General features: G+C 45.2%; 16 protein-coding genes. 3 read left to right on the top strand and 13 right to left on the bottom strand.

The genetic code is table 11. From position 1 onward, the window contains the following. Positions 1-143 precede the first annotated feature (143 nt). The 3 genes from AC5ELV_RS12205 to AC5ELV_RS12215 are packed head-to-tail and all read right to left on the bottom strand — an operon-like array spanning position 144 to position 2,178. A complete protein-coding gene (locus tag AC5ELV_RS12205; protein ID WP_493430413.1) occupies positions 144-974 on the bottom strand; it encodes a siderophore biosynthesis protein in 831 nt (276 codons plus the stop codon). An 11-nt stretch (positions 975-985) separates the two neighbouring features. Further along, entirely contained in the window at positions 986-1,438 is a 453-nt protein-coding gene (locus AC5ELV_RS12210; RefSeq protein WP_493430414.1) for an AAA family ATPase, read from the bottom strand. A gap of 2 nt (positions 1,439-1,440) precedes the next feature. Then, positions 1,441-2,178 (bottom strand): tRNA(His) guanylyltransferase Thg1 family protein, encoded by a 738-nt coding sequence (locus AC5ELV_RS12215; protein WP_493430415.1) that lies wholly within the window; start codon positions 2,176-2,178, stop codon positions 1,441-1,443. A 245-nt stretch (positions 2,179-2,423) separates the two neighbouring features. On the opposite strand from AC5ELV_RS12215, the gene AC5ELV_RS12220 reads away from it, so the two are divergent. Next, the gene (locus tag AC5ELV_RS12220) at positions 2,424-2,852 is read left to right on the top strand and encodes a DUF4395 domain-containing protein (protein WP_493430416.1); all 429 of its coding nucleotides are present in this window, start codon (positions 2,424-2,426) and stop codon (positions 2,850-2,852) included. A 110-nt stretch (positions 2,853-2,962) separates the two neighbouring features. On the opposite strand, the gene AC5ELV_RS12225 is transcribed toward AC5ELV_RS12220, so the two are convergent. Both AC5ELV_RS12225 and AC5ELV_RS12230 read right to left on the bottom strand, forming a co-directional pair. After that, positions 2,963-3,310: a Na-translocating system protein MpsC family protein gene (locus AC5ELV_RS12225; protein ID WP_013311231.1), complete on the bottom strand. Its 348-nt coding sequence runs from the start codon at positions 3,308-3,310 to the stop codon at positions 2,963-2,965. Between the two features lie 119 nt (positions 3,311-3,429). Further along, complete coding sequence (locus AC5ELV_RS12230) at positions 3,430-3,858, bottom strand: MarR family winged helix-turn-helix transcriptional regulator (RefSeq protein ID WP_493430417.1); 429 nt, start codon at positions 3,856-3,858, stop codon at positions 3,430-3,432. Between the two features lie 157 nt (positions 3,859-4,015). On the opposite strand from AC5ELV_RS12230, the gene AC5ELV_RS12235 reads away from it, so the two are divergent. Beyond that, on the top strand, positions 4,016-5,326 hold the full coding sequence (locus AC5ELV_RS12235; RefSeq protein ID WP_493430418.1) for an amidohydrolase family protein: 1,311 nt from the start codon (positions 4,016-4,018) through the stop codon (positions 5,324-5,326). Positions 5,327-5,561: 235 nt separating this feature from the next. Here the strand turns inward: AC5ELV_RS12235 and AC5ELV_RS12240 are convergent, their stop codons facing one another. From AC5ELV_RS12240 to moaA, 8 genes are all read right to left on the bottom strand, one after another. Continuing rightward, positions 5,562-7,097, bottom strand: coding sequence for a right-handed parallel beta-helix repeat-containing protein (locus tag AC5ELV_RS12240; protein WP_493430419.1), 1,536 nt, complete (start codon positions 7,095-7,097; stop codon positions 5,562-5,564). A 226-nt stretch (positions 7,098-7,323) separates the two neighbouring features. Next, the gene (gene modB, locus AC5ELV_RS12245; RefSeq protein WP_493430420.1) at positions 7,324-7,989 is read right to left on the bottom strand and encodes a molybdate ABC transporter permease subunit; all 666 of its coding nucleotides are present in this window, start codon (positions 7,987-7,989) and stop codon (positions 7,324-7,326) included. Between the two features lie 28 nt (positions 7,990-8,017). Continuing rightward, the gene (gene modA, locus AC5ELV_RS12250) at positions 8,018-8,839 is read right to left on the bottom strand and encodes a molybdate ABC transporter substrate-binding protein (RefSeq protein ID WP_493430421.1); all 822 of its coding nucleotides are present in this window, start codon (positions 8,837-8,839) and stop codon (positions 8,018-8,020) included. A gap of 89 nt (positions 8,840-8,928) precedes the next feature. Next, positions 8,929-10,008, bottom strand: coding sequence for a thiazole biosynthesis adenylyltransferase ThiF (locus tag AC5ELV_RS12255; RefSeq protein ID WP_493430422.1), 1,080 nt, complete (start codon positions 10,006-10,008; stop codon positions 8,929-8,931). Between the two features lie 63 nt (positions 10,009-10,071). Beyond that, entirely contained in the window at positions 10,072-10,803 is a 732-nt protein-coding gene (locus AC5ELV_RS12260; RefSeq protein WP_493430423.1) for a molybdenum cofactor biosynthesis protein, read from the bottom strand. Between the two features lie 55 nt (positions 10,804-10,858). Then, positions 10,859-11,107, bottom strand: a complete 249-nt coding sequence (locus tag AC5ELV_RS12265) for a MoaD/ThiS family protein (protein ID WP_493430424.1) — start codon at positions 11,105-11,107, stop codon at positions 10,859-10,861. Positions 11,108-11,240: 133 nt separating this feature from the next. Then, complete coding sequence (fdhD, locus tag AC5ELV_RS12270) at positions 11,241-12,053, bottom strand: formate dehydrogenase accessory sulfurtransferase FdhD (protein WP_071641927.1); 813 nt, start codon at positions 12,051-12,053, stop codon at positions 11,241-11,243. 40 nt (positions 12,054-12,093) lie between these two features. Next, a complete protein-coding gene (moaA, locus tag AC5ELV_RS12275) occupies positions 12,094-13,107 on the bottom strand; it encodes a GTP 3',8-cyclase MoaA (RefSeq protein ID WP_493430425.1) in 1,014 nt (337 codons plus the stop codon). Between the two features lie 641 nt (positions 13,108-13,748). On the opposite strand from moaA, the gene fdhF reads away from it, so the two are divergent. After that, positions 13,749-16,691 (top strand): formate dehydrogenase subunit alpha, encoded by a 2,943-nt coding sequence (gene fdhF / locus AC5ELV_RS12280; RefSeq protein ID WP_493430426.1) that lies wholly within the window; start codon positions 13,749-13,751, stop codon positions 16,689-16,691. The last annotated feature ends 8 nt before the right edge of the window (positions 16,692-16,699 follow it).

A 16,699-nucleotide genomic window follows, 5' to 3' on the forward strand; every position in this document is an offset into this window, starting at 1 on the left:
ATAGTTACCTATATTATACAACATTAACGCGCTGTCGTCTTAAACAAAATCAACATAAAAATAGCTGTCGAGACTTTCTCGACAGCCTGAAACTCCCATTATGGGAGTTTTTTATTCACTTCAGGATTTTGCAAAACCCTCACTTATGAATATTCGAAGCAAATTACCGCTTTGCTTAATTCTTGGTCGTAAAATAAATAGACGGTATCCGCCCCACGCGCTTGAAAATAATATCCGGTAATAGAACCGATATAGGTAAAAGTCTCACCACTGGGACGCTTAGGTACGTGCAGCAGATTGGTTTGCTCGAACTGGAGCATCTCTTCCAGAGATTCGTCATATTCCTTGATGTAACTTTGAGCCTTGTCAGACTGAAAAGCGATATCATCCAAAATACCGTTAACTTCAGGGAAACTCAGCCCCCAACCGCTGGATTGCTTTTCCTCAAAATCACGGGTGAGTTCTTCCACAGACTTTTTGGCCTCCCCGAAGGAGGAATATGGATAAATTTTATTGTTTTCCAGGAAAAATGCTTTGCGAGCTTGGTAGTCTTGTTCATTAGCCATGTACACCTGTTCCAGTCCGTCCAACGCCATGACTTCTCTCTTCATACGTAGGTACGCTTTATCCCCGGTAGATTTCAGCGCTTCATAGGTGGCTTCCAATTGCTCTTTCTGATGAAGGCTAAAATAATTCCAGTCCGCTTCGAATTTGTATTTACCGTCAATGACATCGAACCCCAGCATATCTTCCTTGGTATATGAGGTATGAAACTGCTGAGTATTTTCACCCACACTGCCTTCGTATATTTCTTTTACGGAAACAAAATGCAGCCACTCGTCTTGCTCCGGGAATAAAAACTGAAGATTAATCGAGCAAATCGGCAGAAAATGCTTACGATGATGTTCAAGATCGCTGGCAAATACGTCCTCGTAGGCTGGAAAACGTTTGATGAATCTCTCAGGTATATTCATGGATACTCCCCCTATATTGTATGGCTTTCCGGCAGTCTTCTGATCTGAAACGTTCCTTCAATGGAAATCAAACTATAGAGTTCATCAAATCCTTCTTCGTAGCTTGGAACCTCTAGTTTACTCATTACACTTTTAATACCGATTTCAGGAATATACTCTTTGCCTGTACGCTGCTCATTACGCTTAATAGATTCTGCATAATCGGGCTCAAAATAGTAGCCAATAATTTTAAACCCCTTGTTTTTACAAGCATCTATATATTTCTTCCGTTCTATAACAGTAGCATTTGTATTGTCTACAACAAAACGCTGCATGGTTTCGATGGAGGCTTGTAGATAAATATTTTCCCTATTCCGTGTTTTAAGCATATCAAGGTTTATTCGCATATGTGTTTTGAAGAAATGTTCTTTATAAAATGTCGACTTGCCCGAAGCCTGAATTCCTATAAAAATGACACACTCCAAATCTACACATCCTTGTCCAAGTATACATATTGGTTAATATACTCTCTATTCTGTGAAAAAACCGGTGTCTCATGATCAACATCCCACTTGCTTCTCACGGCTTCGCCTTTGTTGTACTGCTGTTTGGTAATGCAAATTCCCCGCTTTTGCCAGACCGGAAGATCGTTCCAGTTTAGCTCTTTTTCCACAAAAAGCTTGTCTTGGAGCTGATTTCCGTTCAATCCTTCTAGTTCTGAATGCCTGAAATGGGCTTGAGCCACCATAGAAATACTGTTTTTAGTAGCATCTTGTTGTCTCCATAGAAAGTAGTTTGTAACCTCATCCTGAGGCAAGACCCATGCTCTCGCATCAAAAGTGGCTAAAGGATGACCCGGGTAAACCTTTTGAATTTCTTCATTAAATTTGGCTGTAGTCAGCGAGGCAGATATGGACACCATCTTTTGAAGATTATTTTCAAACCAGGATTGCGTCGTTAATTTGTCGTAATTCGTAAGAAGCAGTGAGATTTCATCGCTCTGATGATACACCAGTTTACATCCCATAATGTTATAGGCCAGATATTTACACGTTTCCCATAATGCAAAAATTAGTTTCTCATCAAAAGGTTTCGTCATCCCACGTGTAAAGGTATGAAAATGAGCCCCATCAATTCTGATGATTACGGGTAAACGGCGTGGTAGGCTTAATCTATAGGCATTTTCGTATTCCTTCATCCTATTTCCAAAATCATTTTTTTTCATAAACTATGTAGGTTCCTTTCCTGATCCGTGATTTGCGCATAGAGTAAAATAATGTCTATCTTCCCCAATAGACGTATATAAGAATTGTAACAAATTGGCTTATACATCGCTAGGAATTAAGCAAGGCAAAAAAACTTAACAGATGGAGTTGCAGAGTCCCCGTTTTTCATGGTATCTATTCCCCAAATGTTAGGCTATAATAATTCCAACTTTTATTTTATTCCGATATGAAAAGGATGATATATATGAGTCAAATTCCAGCTTCCATTCCGCGCCCGTTAGTCAGGGCTAATCAATGGATAATTGTTTTATCTGTAGTTTTTACTTGGATTACGGGAGGGTATGGAGTGCTAGCTATTCCGCTTATCGCGGGGTTGCTCGGCGTCCTTTTTAACTTCAATCCGGTAATGCGGATAGCCAAGCTATTTTTGAAGAAAAGCCCCTCCTCGTATGTACAGGAGGACCGGGGACAGCAAAGGTTTAATCAGCTTCTGGCTGTCTTTTTTCTGCTGGTCGCTTGGGTAGGATTTATGCTTCAGTGGAGTATTGTCGCTTATGTATTCTCGGCCATGGTCCTGGTGGCGGCCTTGGTGGCTATCCTCGGTTTCTGCATAGGATGTTTTATTCTCTACCAATGGTCCCAATATCAATATCGAAGAAGAAAACACGTATAAACAGAAAAAACTCTCTATTCATTCCATTCCTATTAGGACATCGTTAATTAAATCGAAGGTGCAACCGAACTCTCCAACAATATGGATGCTATGTCGGTTCTGCCTTCTTTTTATTTTGCAGTAATATTATCCTCAAACACAAAAACGGAGATAGCTATATCTTCTTCCACCTTAATATCTGAAAAAAGGTGCAGCAGCCGGGAATCCATGTAATCCTCCAGTTCTTTATTGAAATGTGTGGGATATATCTTTTGAACCATTTTGGTTCGGGCTGCATGCACCATCTCTTTCCCGGATTCTTCTTGTGCCAGAAACTTTTCGGATGGGGTTAAATTTCCATACAGCATCGTGATGGCCATATTATCTACAAAGGTTGTATGTATGCGTTCTGGGCCTTTCCCAAACAGCTCTTTACGTACTTTTCGAATAATTTCGTTAAAACCCGTTTCCCTTCTCATATCGCACCGCTCTCCTAAAATCTACTAAAATCCCTATTACCATTTCCATCATAACCGATTCCTCTCATATAAAACAGAGACTAGCGAAAGTGATTTTTGGAACATGATTTTATTTACAATTATAAGCGTTCATTAATTTTGAGTAACATTCCCTCTAAAATTCGCTTTTCCTCTTCGGTCAGGGCTTGAACAATTTCGTCCTCCACCTTTTGGAAAGAGTCACTAAAAGCTTCAATCAATTCAATGGCTTTTGGTAAAACATAAATATTTTTTTGCCGTTCATTATTGGCCGGGATTTTGCGCTCTATGAATCCTTTTTGCTCAAGACCTTGAAGCATGCTTGTAATGCTGGCTCCGCTCAGATGAAACCGATCGGCAAGATCCTTCTGAATTAAATCATTTTCTTGATTCTCATAGATATATCTAATCATTTTTCCTTGTTGAGCATTTAATCCCAACTCTTTTATGCTCTCGTCCGCTCTTTTCTTTAACTTAAGACCGATAATCTGAAACAAATCCAGATAAACCGTATCCTTTTGGGTTTTCATAATTGTACCCCCTTGAATTATTAGAATTCTAATTTTCAGTAAATAAACTATATAGAGCTCTAAACTGTTTGTCAAATAAAGATTAGTCCATTGACAGTTATATAACTAACAGTTAGAATTCTAATTGTTTCAAAATGAATACTAGGGAGGCATCGACATGCAGAATGTAACTCAAAGCTCTACGTTAGAAAAAGTTACAGCGATTACGAATGTACGTATTTTCGATGGAGAAAAAGTTATTGAATCCAGAAATGTTATCATCAATGGGGAAGCCATTATTGCAGTAGGCGGAGACCTTCCTACACATGCAACGATCATCGATGGGGAAAATGCGACATTGTTGCCCGGCTTGATTGATGCGCATGTCCACACTTCAATCGGTGGGTTACGAGATGCTTTAAAATTCGGCGTCACTACAGAACTCGAAATGAACGGCAGTTTTACAGAAAGAGGGCGCAAGATCCAGTTGAAAAACGTGAATGGCGTCGCCGAAGTCCGTTCTGCCGGCACAGCAATCACCGCTCCAGGTGGTCATCCCGATGAATTAATGCAGGATGAGGATGAAATTCCTGAGTTCGTATTAAAGGAATTGGAGAAGTTACCAAAGGAAGACCGGGAAGCTATGCTAGCCGCTTACGCTCACGATCACGAAAAAGTGCCCCAAGTGACGACTGTGGAAGAAGCAATAAAACATGTGCATACCCAAGTAGAGAGTGGCGCCGACTATATTAAAATCATGATTGAAGAAGGGACGATCTTGGGTGCCCCTGGACTACCTATTTTAAGCGACGAGATTCTAAAAGCAGCCGTGGCAGAAGCCCATAAGTTCGATAAAATTGTTATAGCCCACGTCTTGACGGCTCATTCATCGCAAACCGCCATCAATATTGGAGTCGACGGATTGGGTCACTTGTTTCTCGACAGGCCCGAATTCACATCCGAGTTGGTGAAATCCATAGCGGATTCAGGCACGTTTGTTATACCGTGCTTGGTATTGAACTCATCCATTCTGGGGAATCCGGCATCAGAATTGGCGAATGATCCACGTGTTTATTCCAAATTAAGTCCAGAATGGATCGATATTTTGAACTCTAGCTTCCATACTTTCCCGCAAGGAAATTTGGAGAATAGCTTTAAAAATGTGATGGATCTTCACCGTGCCGGTGTGGATATTCTGGTTGGGACGGATGTTGCCCCCGTTCCTGTTCCGAATCTTGGCGGCCTTGCTCATGGAGCCAGCGTCCATCATGAAATGCAACTGCTGGTTGAGGCGGGATTTACTCCGATAGAAGCGCTTCAGTCGGCTACCGCGAAACCGGCCCGTTGCTTTGGGCTTAACGATCGCGGCCGTATTGCCGAAGGTGCGCTTGCTGACCTTATATTAGTAAACGGTGATCCTACAACCAACATCTCGGATACCTTGTCGATCAAATCCGTATGGTTCAAAGGTGTACAACAACTATGTTAATCAGAGCCTCTCGAACAGGAACACCTCTTAATCTCATGTTTATGACTTCCATTTTTATTTCCCGAGGATAGCTTAATCTTGTTGCAACGTAAAAACACCTCCAAAGTTTATCCTCCTATCTTACGACATGGGGATTCTCTTTGAAGGTGTTTTAGTTGCAAGGAAAATTGTAAAACCGTACAAGCAATGGCACCGCATAGTTTCGGTATGCACTGCTTGTCATAAAATATGAGGCTTACTCGTAGGCACCAATGTTCACAGCGGCTCCCTCTACTCTGGGCTTCCCGTCAATATCCAGCGTTCCGATGATGGCACGGTCTGTGTTCCCTGCATCGATCGCCAGTGACGAAGCCTGCAAATGGAAGTCGCCGTTCACGCTATTCACGAATTTAGGATCTGCAAACAGAGAATACGTATCGTTGCCAGTTCCTGATTTATATGCGGAGAATCCCGTATACTCTTTATTTTTCCAGATCCAATTGGCCTCCGAGCTGCCACCTGGAGCAAAATATAAATTATAATCCACAACATTGCCGGAATTTTTGGTGTATCCATTGGAGATCAGCACATCCGTGGAGCTGGCCACGAAAATATTGTTTTTGATCACGTTGTTTCGCGTATCATACTGAACCAAAAGCTGACCGCTTCCGTCGTCAAACGTATCGTTCTTGTATAGCGTATTGTTCACGATCTTGCAATTTACCGTGGAGCCGCGCTCCTCATTGTAACCGCCCATGGCAATGCCAGTCAGTCGGTTGTTATATATCACGTTACTGCGGACCGTAATATTACTGGTTGCTTTACCAGCGTGCTCGGAGGCAATTTCGACGCCGATATCGTTGTTGTAGCTGTAGTTCTGCTCAATAATACTGTCCTTGCCTCCATCTACGTAAATGCCGCCGGCCGAGTTGTCATCACTCTTGTAAGATGGGTTATTTTGAACTGAATTATTATGCACCCGATTGCCCTTCACCAACCCGTTCCGCGCCTGATCGTAAGTAGTATTCGGCGCGGTGCCCTCAAAGCCGATCAAATCAATCCCGATGTTGTCACTATCGTGAATGAGGTTGTCGGTCACCGCAAAGCCGTCCACGTTGCCGTTTAAAACGAGCGATTCGCTGGAGCCCAGCACGAGATTGTACAGCTCATTACTGCTGATCGTAAGATCGTGAATCGAAGCCGGAGCTTTCGTGCCGTAAACAGCGATACCGTGAGCGTCCCGGCCCAGCCGATCTTTGCCGGTCGGGGTGACGGTGTTTTTGATGTCATGGATTTTGTTGTTAGACAGATTAATGAAGCCGCCCGAACCGTGAACATAAATACCTACGGGCACCGTGTTCTTGGAAGCAGTGGTAAAATTACGGATTTCAAACCCCTGAACGGTAACGTGATTGACATCAGCCAGTTCGATCAGCCCTTCGTTCCCGCTGACCGAAAGTCCGGTGCCGTCAATGATGGCGGTCTCCGTCCCATAGTTGGTAAACGCAATGGAACCCTGCGAAGCGGAGCCAGAGCGGGTGATCTTCAGTTTCTGATTGTACACACCGCCCCGGACGTAAACCGTGCTGCCCGCAGGAACCACGTCGGCCGCGTGCTGCAGCGTCTTCCACGGCGCATCGTTCGTTCCGGCGTTGGAGTCGCTGCCGCTCGTGGCCACATAATATTCTGTACCGGCCGCGGAGGCGGCGGGAGGTTGCACATTTCCGGCCACCAGACCAAGCCCGAAAACCATGGCTAAACCTACCACAAAAATTTTCCCAAATCCCTTCATGGTTCCCCATCTCCCTTTGCTTATTTTTTGTAAATTATACCACAAAAATTCACCGAATCTGTTACGCCTGCAAACAGAGTACCACCTCGACCTTCCGCGAGTCTCCAGTGCCTCGAATGCCAAGAGTTGGAGGTGAATGAAGAAGTCTAAGAGTTTTATTTTCTCAAGACAAATAAAACACAGCCTACCCTATCGGCAGACTGCGCATGTTCTTACTCCACACGGACTAATCCTTTACCAGTCGATTAGAAAGCATCAACATGATAAAAGAGAATAAAATGATGACCGCTACCCAGCTCCAAGAGAGTGTCATATTTCCGACCTCGGACGCGGTGTAAATCGCTGTAGGCAGGGTTTGGGTCTGTTCAGGAATATTACCTGCAAGCATCAGCGTAGCACCAAATTCCCCTAACCCTCGGGCAAATCCGAGAATGTATCCTGAAATGAGCGGTCGGTAGGCAAGGGGCATCGTAATGTGGCGAAACACTTGCCATTCGTTGGCACCTTGTCCACGTGCAGCCTGCTCTACCTCCGGGTCTACAGCTTCAAAGCCTGCTTTAATCGCACGGTAAGCCAGTGGAAAAGCAACAACTACGGCCGCCACCACTGCAGCTCCCCATGTAAATACAATCGTCTGTTGGAACAAGCTTTCGAAGACAGTGCCAATCCAGCTTTTCCTTCCCAGCAAGATGAGCAAAATAAAGCCGACAACAGTGGGAGGCAAAACGAGCGGAAGAAGTAGGACGGTCTCAATCACGCTGGTTCCCCTCCGCGGCGTGCAGTTCGCCATCATCCGCGCTACCACAGTAGCTAATAAAAAGACGATGATGCTGGCGACGACAGCAACTTTAACAGATACGATAACCGGAGGAAGAAAAGCTGACCAATCCAAACGGAACCCCCTCCTTTATCTGTGAATTCTATTTTCCCGTCATTTCTGTAGGGGCTGAAAATCCATCTTTACTGAACACACTCATAGCTTCATCTGTCCGTAGAAAATTAAGAAACTCGCCTGCTTCCTGGCTGTGTTTGGTTGCTTTTACAATGCCTTCAGGATACAGGATGGGTGCATGCAATTCCTCAGGCACTTCCAGTGCTATGACCGTTTTATCGGATGACTTCGCATCAGTCAGATAGACGAGTCCTGCATCGGCGTTGCCAGTTTCAACATAATTTAATACCTGTCTTACGTCCTTAGCGAATACCATCTTAGGTTCCAGCTTGTCCCATAGTCCAGCCTTCGTTAACGATTCTTTGGAGTACTGTCCAGCGGGAACGGTAGTAGGCTCCCCAACAGCCACTTTCAAGAAAGAAGGACCCATCAGATCATTGAGCGTAATGCTTTTGTTATCTGCGCTTTTCGCCTTATCTTGCGGAACAACCACAACCAGTTTATTTTGAAGCAGCACGTTATCCTTTTCCACCAATGAAGCATCGGTTAATGCCTTCATTTGCTTCATGCCTGCCGAAATAAATACGTCAGCGGGTGCGCCTTGCTCAATTTGTTTTTGTAATGTACCGGATGAAGCGTAGTTAAAAGTAAGTTTGATATCTGGGTGCTGTTTCTCATACTGGCCTTTGAGCGTATTCAGACTATCTTGAAGACTTGCAGCGGCAGATACGACTAGTTCTGTCTTGGGTGCGGACTGTGCCGACTGTACAGCAGCCGGAGACGAGCACCCCGCCAGAACCCATGCCAACAATCCAACGAACGTGAATATGTACCCAAATTTCTTTTTCAATTTGTTCTTCCCCTATCCTATAAATTCCAAAATGTGATAGCGAAAATAAGGAAACACTGTACAGCTCATAACGGGTCGAATCTATTGGGTCAACCCAAATATTTGTGATAAATCGATCTCGCCTCGGCGATGTCCTTCGTGCCATGAATTAAGACGCGTCCATCCTGAAAAAGAACGATTCGATGCGTCCCGATAACAACGGATACCAGGTATGGATTATGCTCCACCTTGCCCCCCTGACGGGATAACAAACGCGCCGTTTCACTCAGATCACGTACAGTACCCGGAGCCGGGCGAATTTGAACCGTATCTCGTCCACACAAGACAGCCGTTTTAGCCTGATGCTCCGATTGTAAAAAAGGATATACTGGGTGCTCACCACACGTTGGACAATCGGCTTTCTTCATGGCGCTGATTTGGATTGCCTGATGCTGATTGTTCCATAGATCGAAAGATATCAGCTTCCCCTGTAAGGCTGATTTGTCCCCAGTGAGCAGCTTCAACGCCTCGGCGCTTTGATAAGCCGCCACCATCTGTACAGCCGGGCTAATCACACCGACCGTATCACAGGTCGCACCGCCAAGCGGTACGGTCCCGAGCAGGCAATGCAGGCACGGTGTCTGCCCTGGCACAATGGTAAAGGTTGTCCCATAGCTGCCCACACACGCCCCGTAAATCCAAGGAATTCGGTGCTTGACCGCATAATCGTTCATAAGCAGACGTGTATCGAAATTATCGGTGGCATCTACGATGAGATCCACCCCTGCTGCGATATCGTCAATTTCCTCCAGTGAGACGTCCCGGACTAGCGCACGAATGTCCACGTCCGAATTGATTTGCTGCAATCGCTTCTGCGCGGCCACTGCCTTGGGGATCTGATCACGGGCATCCGCTTCGTCATAGAGCTGTTGGCGTTGCAAATTGCTCCAATCTACATAATCACGGTCTACCAGCGTCAGCCGTCCAATGCCCGCTCGCACCAGCATGTCAGCATTGGCAGTGCCCAGTGCGCCGGCCCCCACCATCAGCACGTGCTTACTACGGATATTTTGCTGGCCTGACGGTCCAATTTTCGAGAATAATTCCTGTCTGGAATAACGGGCATGAGACGCATGCGCATGTGCTTGTGCAGCAACTTCTACTTTCTGGATTTTGTCCATTTCTGACATCGTTGATTTACGCCTCCATACTTATCCATTGATAGCTACAAGTTGATCAGACAAGCTAAAAGTTCAAATGTCCTCACCCTTATTCGAAAGCTTTGGGGTATTTTGAGGATTCCAGCCACCCAGCTGATGCCCCTTCCATTCTGAGCCGTCTTCCCACACTTCCTTTTTCCAAATCGGTACGATTTGCTTTAACCGTTCAATGGCATGGCGGCTGGCTTCGTAGCAAGTATCGCGGTGTGCAGCAGAGACAGCAATCACCACACTCGTCTCTCCAATTCTTACCGTGCCAAGCCGATGTGTGATCGCAGTACGTGTAGAAGGCCAACGCTCTACAATTTCGTCACCAATCTGCTTCATCGTGTTCATGGCCATCGGGACATACGCTTCATATTCAAGTAGCACTGTTCGCTGACCTTGCGTAAATTCCCGAGTCGTACCATTAAAGGTCAGCGAGGCGCCATGAGAAGGGTCGAGCACCTTTGAAGTTACTTCATCAGCATCAATCGGGTCGTACGTAATCGCAAATAAGCCACATTTTGAAACGACCGTCTCCATCCCGGGTGCTGACTGATGAAGAGCAATTGCATCTGATGGAAGCACAAGTTCATCTGGAGAAGCCAACTTTTTATGATGGGTAAAAAAAGAACCTGGCAGTTGTGAAGCCACTTCCGGGTACAGCTCATTCAGCCTTTTTCGAATGTCTGCAATGGTCACCGCTTCCTGTGAAAGTTCTACCGTGATCACATCACCAAGTTGCTCCGCCATATCTGCGAATAGTTGAATACGATATTGCATATGATCTGCCCCCTTGCACCTATTCTATCGAATTCACCTATCCTATTAATAGAATTTACCCTCCTGAAACCGGAGGAATAATCGCAATCTCATCATGTATACTCACGAGGTCCTCAGGAGCGGCGTAGGCTTGATTTCTGGCAACAAAAGAACCCTGCAACTGAGCTGCTGATTCAGGGAAACACTCGGATAGCAAGTCTTTTAACGCGGCAACGGTCATCGTTTCTTGCTCAGTAGGCATTGTAATTATAGGCCCTCCCATCTGTTCCGCAAGTCCGGCAAATACTTGAATATGATAGTTCATTTAACATACCCTCCTTTTCAGTACAGTGACTGTCCACCACAAAAGTACCAAGAAAAACCAACATGAACGAATACCCCAAAAGGTTTTATTCCATGCTGGTTTACTATGACGGTGTACATTAAAGATTTTTAAATTATATTTTAGATTCAACCAGTTCATCAATTCGTTCGGTATGCGTGTATACATTCAGAGAACGACTGCGTATAAAGCCGACGGTCGTAATCCCCAGATCCTCAGCCAACTCAAGTGCAAGCTCTGTGGGAGCTGACTTGGACAAAACAACTTCACAGCCAATCTTCGCAACCTTCAACAAAATTTCAGACGAAATGCGTCCGCTGAATACTATGATTTTGTCTTGTAATACAATATCATGTTTTAGGCAATGCCCATAGATTTTATCCAGCGCATTGTGTCGGCCGATATCTATTCTGGACAGGATCATCCCGTCTTTATCGCACAACGCTGCATTATGAACACCACCGGTCTCTTGGAACGTAAGTGCCGAGCTTTGCATTAAATTCATCAAGCGGAAACAATCGTCAAAAGACAGCGTAACATGGGTGTCATTCATTCTTTTTGCCACTTTCGCATCATTCATAAAATAAAAGCCCTGTCTACTTTTTCCGCAGCAGGAGGTAATGTACCGTTTGGAATGAAAGTTTTGATAAAACTCATTCATGCGACGGGTTTTAATATGAACAAAACCTTCTTTTTCCTGAACCCAAATATCTTCAATATCATCGTACCGTTGAATGACGCCTTCAGAGGCCAAAAAACCTACTGCCATATCCTCCACATACTCCGGTGTACAAACCATGGTAGCAAATTCCTGCTGATTGATTTTGATGGTCACCGGATGCTCCGTCACCACAGTGTCTTCAAAACGCTTGATCTGACCGTCACGATAACGTAGAATCTCACGTTTTACCTCAGCTGGCTTTTCCATGTGCTCCACTCCCTTGTTTCTGACAGGCGGGCTCTTCGGCTCACCCGCCGATGTGTGACATTTCAATTTTAGACGTTGTTTGCTGTGTATGATTCAGCCGTTCCTCTGAATAGCGGTCGGTACGTTCTCTCCAAACACGCTCAATGTAAGCTCTAATCTCGTCATCGGACTGTTCTGAACGCAGCATCGCGCGAAGCTTGTACCCTTGAGAGGCAAACAGGCACGTGTACAAGGAGCCTTCAGCAGAAATTCTCGCTCGTGTACATGTGGAGCAGAAGGCGTCCGTAACAGACGAAATAATGCCAATTTCCCCGTCTCTGTCCTGATACCTGTAGCGCGTCGCCACCTCACCTTTGTACTGGGGTGGGACAGGCTCTAACGGCATATGCTCGTGAATGGCTTCGATGATCTGCTGCTTGGAAACGACCTGATCCAATTTCCAGCCATTGGTGTTGCCTACATCCATAAACTCAACAAAACGTAAAATATGCTTTTTCTTTTGGAAATAGTCGGCCATGGGAACAATATCCTGATCGTTAAAGCCCTTTTGCACGACCATATTTATTTTCACCTGCATCCCTGCTTGAGCCGCAGCCTCAATACCATCCAGCACCGCCTTTACGCTGCTTCTGCCCCCGTTCATTTGCCGGAACCGATCATCATTGAGCGAATCCAGACTAACCGTCACTCTCTTTAGTCCCGCCTCTCGCAATGCTGCAGCATATCTAGGCAAAAATACGCCGTTTGTCGTCATTGCAATATCTTCAACGCCATCGAGTTGAGTTAACGAATGAATAAGCGAGGACAAATTTTTCCTCAGCAACGGCTCACCACCAGTAATGCGCAGCTTCGTCACGCCCAGCGAGACAAAAATACGGGAAAGACGCGTAATTTCCTCAAAGGTCAATATCTTTTCTTTTGGCAAAAACGGATAGTCATGGCCAAATATTTCTTCCGGCATACAATATCGGCACCGAAAATTACATCGGTCTATGACGGATATTCTTAAGTCCCGTAACGGACGATTCCATTGATCGTCGCTCCGGTTCGCCATCCTGTTCACCTCAATCCGTCTTCATTAATAAAACTCTTTACACTCTAAATTTGGAACGGTATTTCCATTCATTTTATACTGAACCAAAAAACCGGCATCGCAACAACTTCTTCGCTTATGAATATCGAAGAATCTGCTAAATGCCGGTTAATTTATCTACATCAGGATTTTACGAATCCCACATCATGTGATATAGAAAAATCAAACTAACAAGCGCTGCGACAAATAAAATATACGCGATTCCCACGCACACTCCATTTACGATTGCTCTGAAATAGATTACATTCCTATTGTTAGCAATCCTGGAACGTTTGTCAATGATTTTTCGATTTCTCAAACGATAATCATTATCAATTAAAAAAATAATAATGTACCGTTGAACTATCTTAAATTTTACGTTATAGTTACACGAGATGACATGCAGAAAATGACATATCTAAGTTATTCAGAAGTTATTGATATACAGGCGGTGCGTACTGTTTGTTATTAATACATATTCAAATGGCGGATTGGCCTCCAGGACCTAGAGCTTGGTCACTACTCCACCATAAACACAAGTGCCGGAACACGAGCACTTGTGTTTATGGTGGAGTTTTTTTATTCCTAATTTTTAAATTTAAAATCTGAAAGGAGCCTGAACCGTGACCGATAGTACGATCAAAATTATATTAAACGGACAGGAACTGAAAACGAAGAACAGCACAACGATTCTTGAAGTGATTAACGAAAACAACATCGCCCATCCCCAACTGTGTTACGTTCCCGAAGTAGATCCAATCCGTACCTGTGACACATGTATCGTGGAAGTGGACGGAAAACTTATGCGTTCCTGCTCGACATTGGCTTCGGATGGAATGAATATTCATTTACATTCGGATCGCGCGAAAGCAGCTCAAACCGAGGCTATGGACCGGTTGCTGGAAAATCATCTCCTCTACTGCACAGTGTGCGATAACAACAACGGTAATTGTACTTTGCATAATACAGCAGAGCTTATGGAGATTGAACATCAAAAATATCCGTATCAACCGAAAGTGGACCCGACAGAAGTAGATATGTCTCATCCCTTCTACCGATATGACCCCAATCAATGTATTGCATGCGGTCAATGCGTAGAGGTATGCCAAAACCTTCAAGTCAATGAAACGCTGTCCCTTGACTGGGAGGCTGAACGTCCTCGCGTCATATGGGATGACCGGGTTGCAATTAACGATTCCTCCTGCGTCAGCTGTGGTCAGTGTGTAACCGTCTGCCCATGCAATGCCTTGATGGAGAAATCCATGCTGGGAGAAGCAGGCTTCATGAGTGGCATGAGCAAGGATTTATTAAATCCGATGGTGGATTTAATAAAGGAAGTGGAACCGGGCTATAGTGGGATTTTTGCTATTTCCGAAGCCGAAGCAGCGATGCGTGAAACCCGTACGAAAAAAACGAAAACCGTCTGTACGTTTTGCGGTGTAGGTTGCAGCTTTGAGGTTTGGACTAAAGGCCGCAAAATTTTGAAGATACAACCTACCTCTGAGGGACCTGTTAACGGTATCTCGACATGCGTAAAAGGGAAATTTGGCTGGGATTTTGTGAACAGCGATCAGCGTCTGACCTCCCCTTTAATTCGTCAAGGGGACGAATTTGTGGAAGCAACCTGGGAAGAAGCACTAAGCCTGATGGCCAGCAAAATGGGGGCTATTCAAGGAACCTATGGTGGCGAAGCAATCGGCTTTATTTCTTCGTCCAAATTTACCAATGAAGAAAACTATCTGATGCAGAAGTTGGCTCGTCAGGTTTTCCAAACGAATAACGTCGATAATTGCTCACGGTATTGCCAATCTCCTGCGTCATGGGGGCTGCAATACACCGGAGGCATCGGTGGGGACAGCGGTACGATTAAAGACATTGCCAAAGCAGGTTTGGTCATGCTGGTCGGTTGCGCGCCGGGCGAAGGACATCCGGTGCTGGCTACTCGTATCAAACGTGCGCATAAGCTGCACGGTCAAAAGTTGATCTCGGTCGACCTGCGCAAGCATGAAATGGCAGAACGCGCAGATCTGTTCATTCGTCCGAAGCAAGGTACTGATTATGTATGGTTATCCGCTGTAGCCAAATACATCATTGAGCAAAACTGGCATGATGCAAAATTCATTGAAGAGCATGTAAACTTCTATCCTGAATATTTGAAGTTGCTAGAGCGTTTCACCCTGGAATTTGCCGAACAGGAAACTGGTATTTCCAAAGAGACACTGATTCAAGTAGCGACTATGATTCACGAAGCCGACGGGACTGCCATTTGCTGGGGCATGGGTGTGACGCAAAACATCGCAGGCTCTTACACTTCAATTGCGATTGCCAACCTGCTGCTGGTGACTGGAAACTTTATGCGTCCGGGCGCAGGCGCATATCCACTTCGCGGACATAACAATGTTCAGGGTGCTGCCGATATGGGTACGATGCCGGATATTTTCCCGGGTTATCAGCCCGTGACGAACGATGTCATTCGTGCCAAGTTTGAAGCAGCCTACGGCGTACAAATCCCAGGTCAACGCGGACTGGACAACATTCAGATGCTAGAAGCCATTGAAACAGGTAAGCTCAAAGCGATGTATATTGCTGGAGAAGAAATGGCATGGGTGGATGCGGACTCCAACCACACCCAAGAAATGCTGGCGAATTTGGATTTCCTTGTCGTTCAGGATGTATTCCTGAGCAAGACAGCTGAATTCGCTGATGTCATTTTGCCAGCCGTACCTTCACTCGAAAAAGACGGAACCTTTACGAACACCGAACGTCGTGTACAGCGTTTATATGAAGCACTCCGCCCTATGGGAGACAGTAAACCGGATTGGTGGATTTTCAGCCAATTTGCCAAGCATATGGGATTTGATTGGGATTACAGCCATCCAAGTGAAATTTTTGAGGAAATGGCGTCGCTCACTCCATTTTTCTCCCAATGTAATTATGACGTATTGGAAGGCTGGAACAGCTTCCACTGGGGATCGCCGGATGGTAGCAATACACCGCTGCTCCACACCAACGGCTTTAACTTTCCGGATAAAAAAGCGCGTTTGGGACTTTTCGAATATGTACCACCAAAAGAGTACCCTGTTGAATTCGATCTGACCTTAAATAATGGTCGACTGCTCGAACAGTTTCATGAAGGAAATATGACGACCAAATCAGCGGGTATTCAGCTCAAACTTCCAAAAGTATTTGTGGAAGTTTCCCCTGAATTGGCTGAAGAGCGCGGAATCAAAAATGGATCGCTGGTTCGATTGGAATCCCCTTATGGTGCGGTCAAGCTACGCGTTCTGGTGACAGACCGGGTGCAGGGAACTGAAATTTATGTGCCGATGCACTCTACCAGCCATGATGGTGCGGTCAATCTGTTAACTGGAGGAGCGTTCGATGTGGTCACCCGCACACCGGCCTATAAACAAGCCAAAGTACGGATGCAAATTTTGGAGGTAGACGGTCAAAATCCACTGCCACGTATCAATCCGCGTTACAAAAAGCGTCATCCGCAAAATGGGGTTGAAGTGGACCGTAAGTGGAATCGTCCCGGTTACGTCGATTTGGTGGATCAAAAATAAGGAGGTTG

The organism is Paenibacillus sp. NMA1017 (assembly GCF_058895805.1).

Bases quoted from the DNA above. Each gene is read 5' to 3' on its own strand.
- AC5ELV_RS12205 (WP_493430413.1), bottom strand. From the start codon at position 974: ATGAATATACCTGAGAGATTCATCAAACGTTTTCCAGCCTACGAGGAC.
- AC5ELV_RS12215 (WP_493430415.1), bottom strand. From the start codon at position 2,178: ATGAAAAAAAATGATTTTGGAAATAGGATGAAGGAATACGAAAATGCC.
- AC5ELV_RS12220 (WP_493430416.1), top strand. From the start codon at position 2,424: ATGAGTCAAATTCCAGCTTCCATTCCGCGCCCGTTAGTCAGGGCTAAT.
- AC5ELV_RS12225 (WP_013311231.1), bottom strand. From the start codon at position 3,310: ATGAGAAGGGAAACGGGTTTTAACGAAATTATTCGAAAAGTACGTAAA.
- AC5ELV_RS12230 (WP_493430417.1), bottom strand. From the start codon at position 3,858: ATGAAAACCCAAAAGGATACGGTTTATCTGGATTTGTTTCAGATTATC.
- AC5ELV_RS12235 (WP_493430418.1), top strand. From the start codon at position 4,016: ATGCAGAATGTAACTCAAAGCTCTACGTTAGAAAAAGTTACAGCGATT.
- AC5ELV_RS12240 (WP_493430419.1), bottom strand. From the start codon at position 7,097: ATGAAGGGATTTGGGAAAATTTTTGTGGTAGGTTTAGCCATGGTTTTC.
- AC5ELV_RS12255 (WP_493430422.1), bottom strand. From the start codon at position 10,008: ATGTCAGAAATGGACAAAATCCAGAAAGTAGAAGTTGCTGCACAAGCA.
- AC5ELV_RS12260 (WP_493430423.1), bottom strand. From the start codon at position 10,803: ATGCAATATCGTATTCAACTATTCGCAGATATGGCGGAGCAACTTGGT.
- AC5ELV_RS12265 (WP_493430424.1), bottom strand. From the start codon at position 11,107: ATGAACTATCATATTCAAGTATTTGCCGGACTTGCGGAACAGATGGGA.
- fdhD (WP_071641927.1), bottom strand. From the start codon at position 12,053: ATGGAAAAGCCAGCTGAGGTAAAACGTGAGATTCTACGTTATCGTGAC.
- moaA (WP_493430425.1), bottom strand. From the start codon at position 13,107: ATGGCGAACCGGAGCGACGATCAATGGAATCGTCCGTTACGGGACTTA.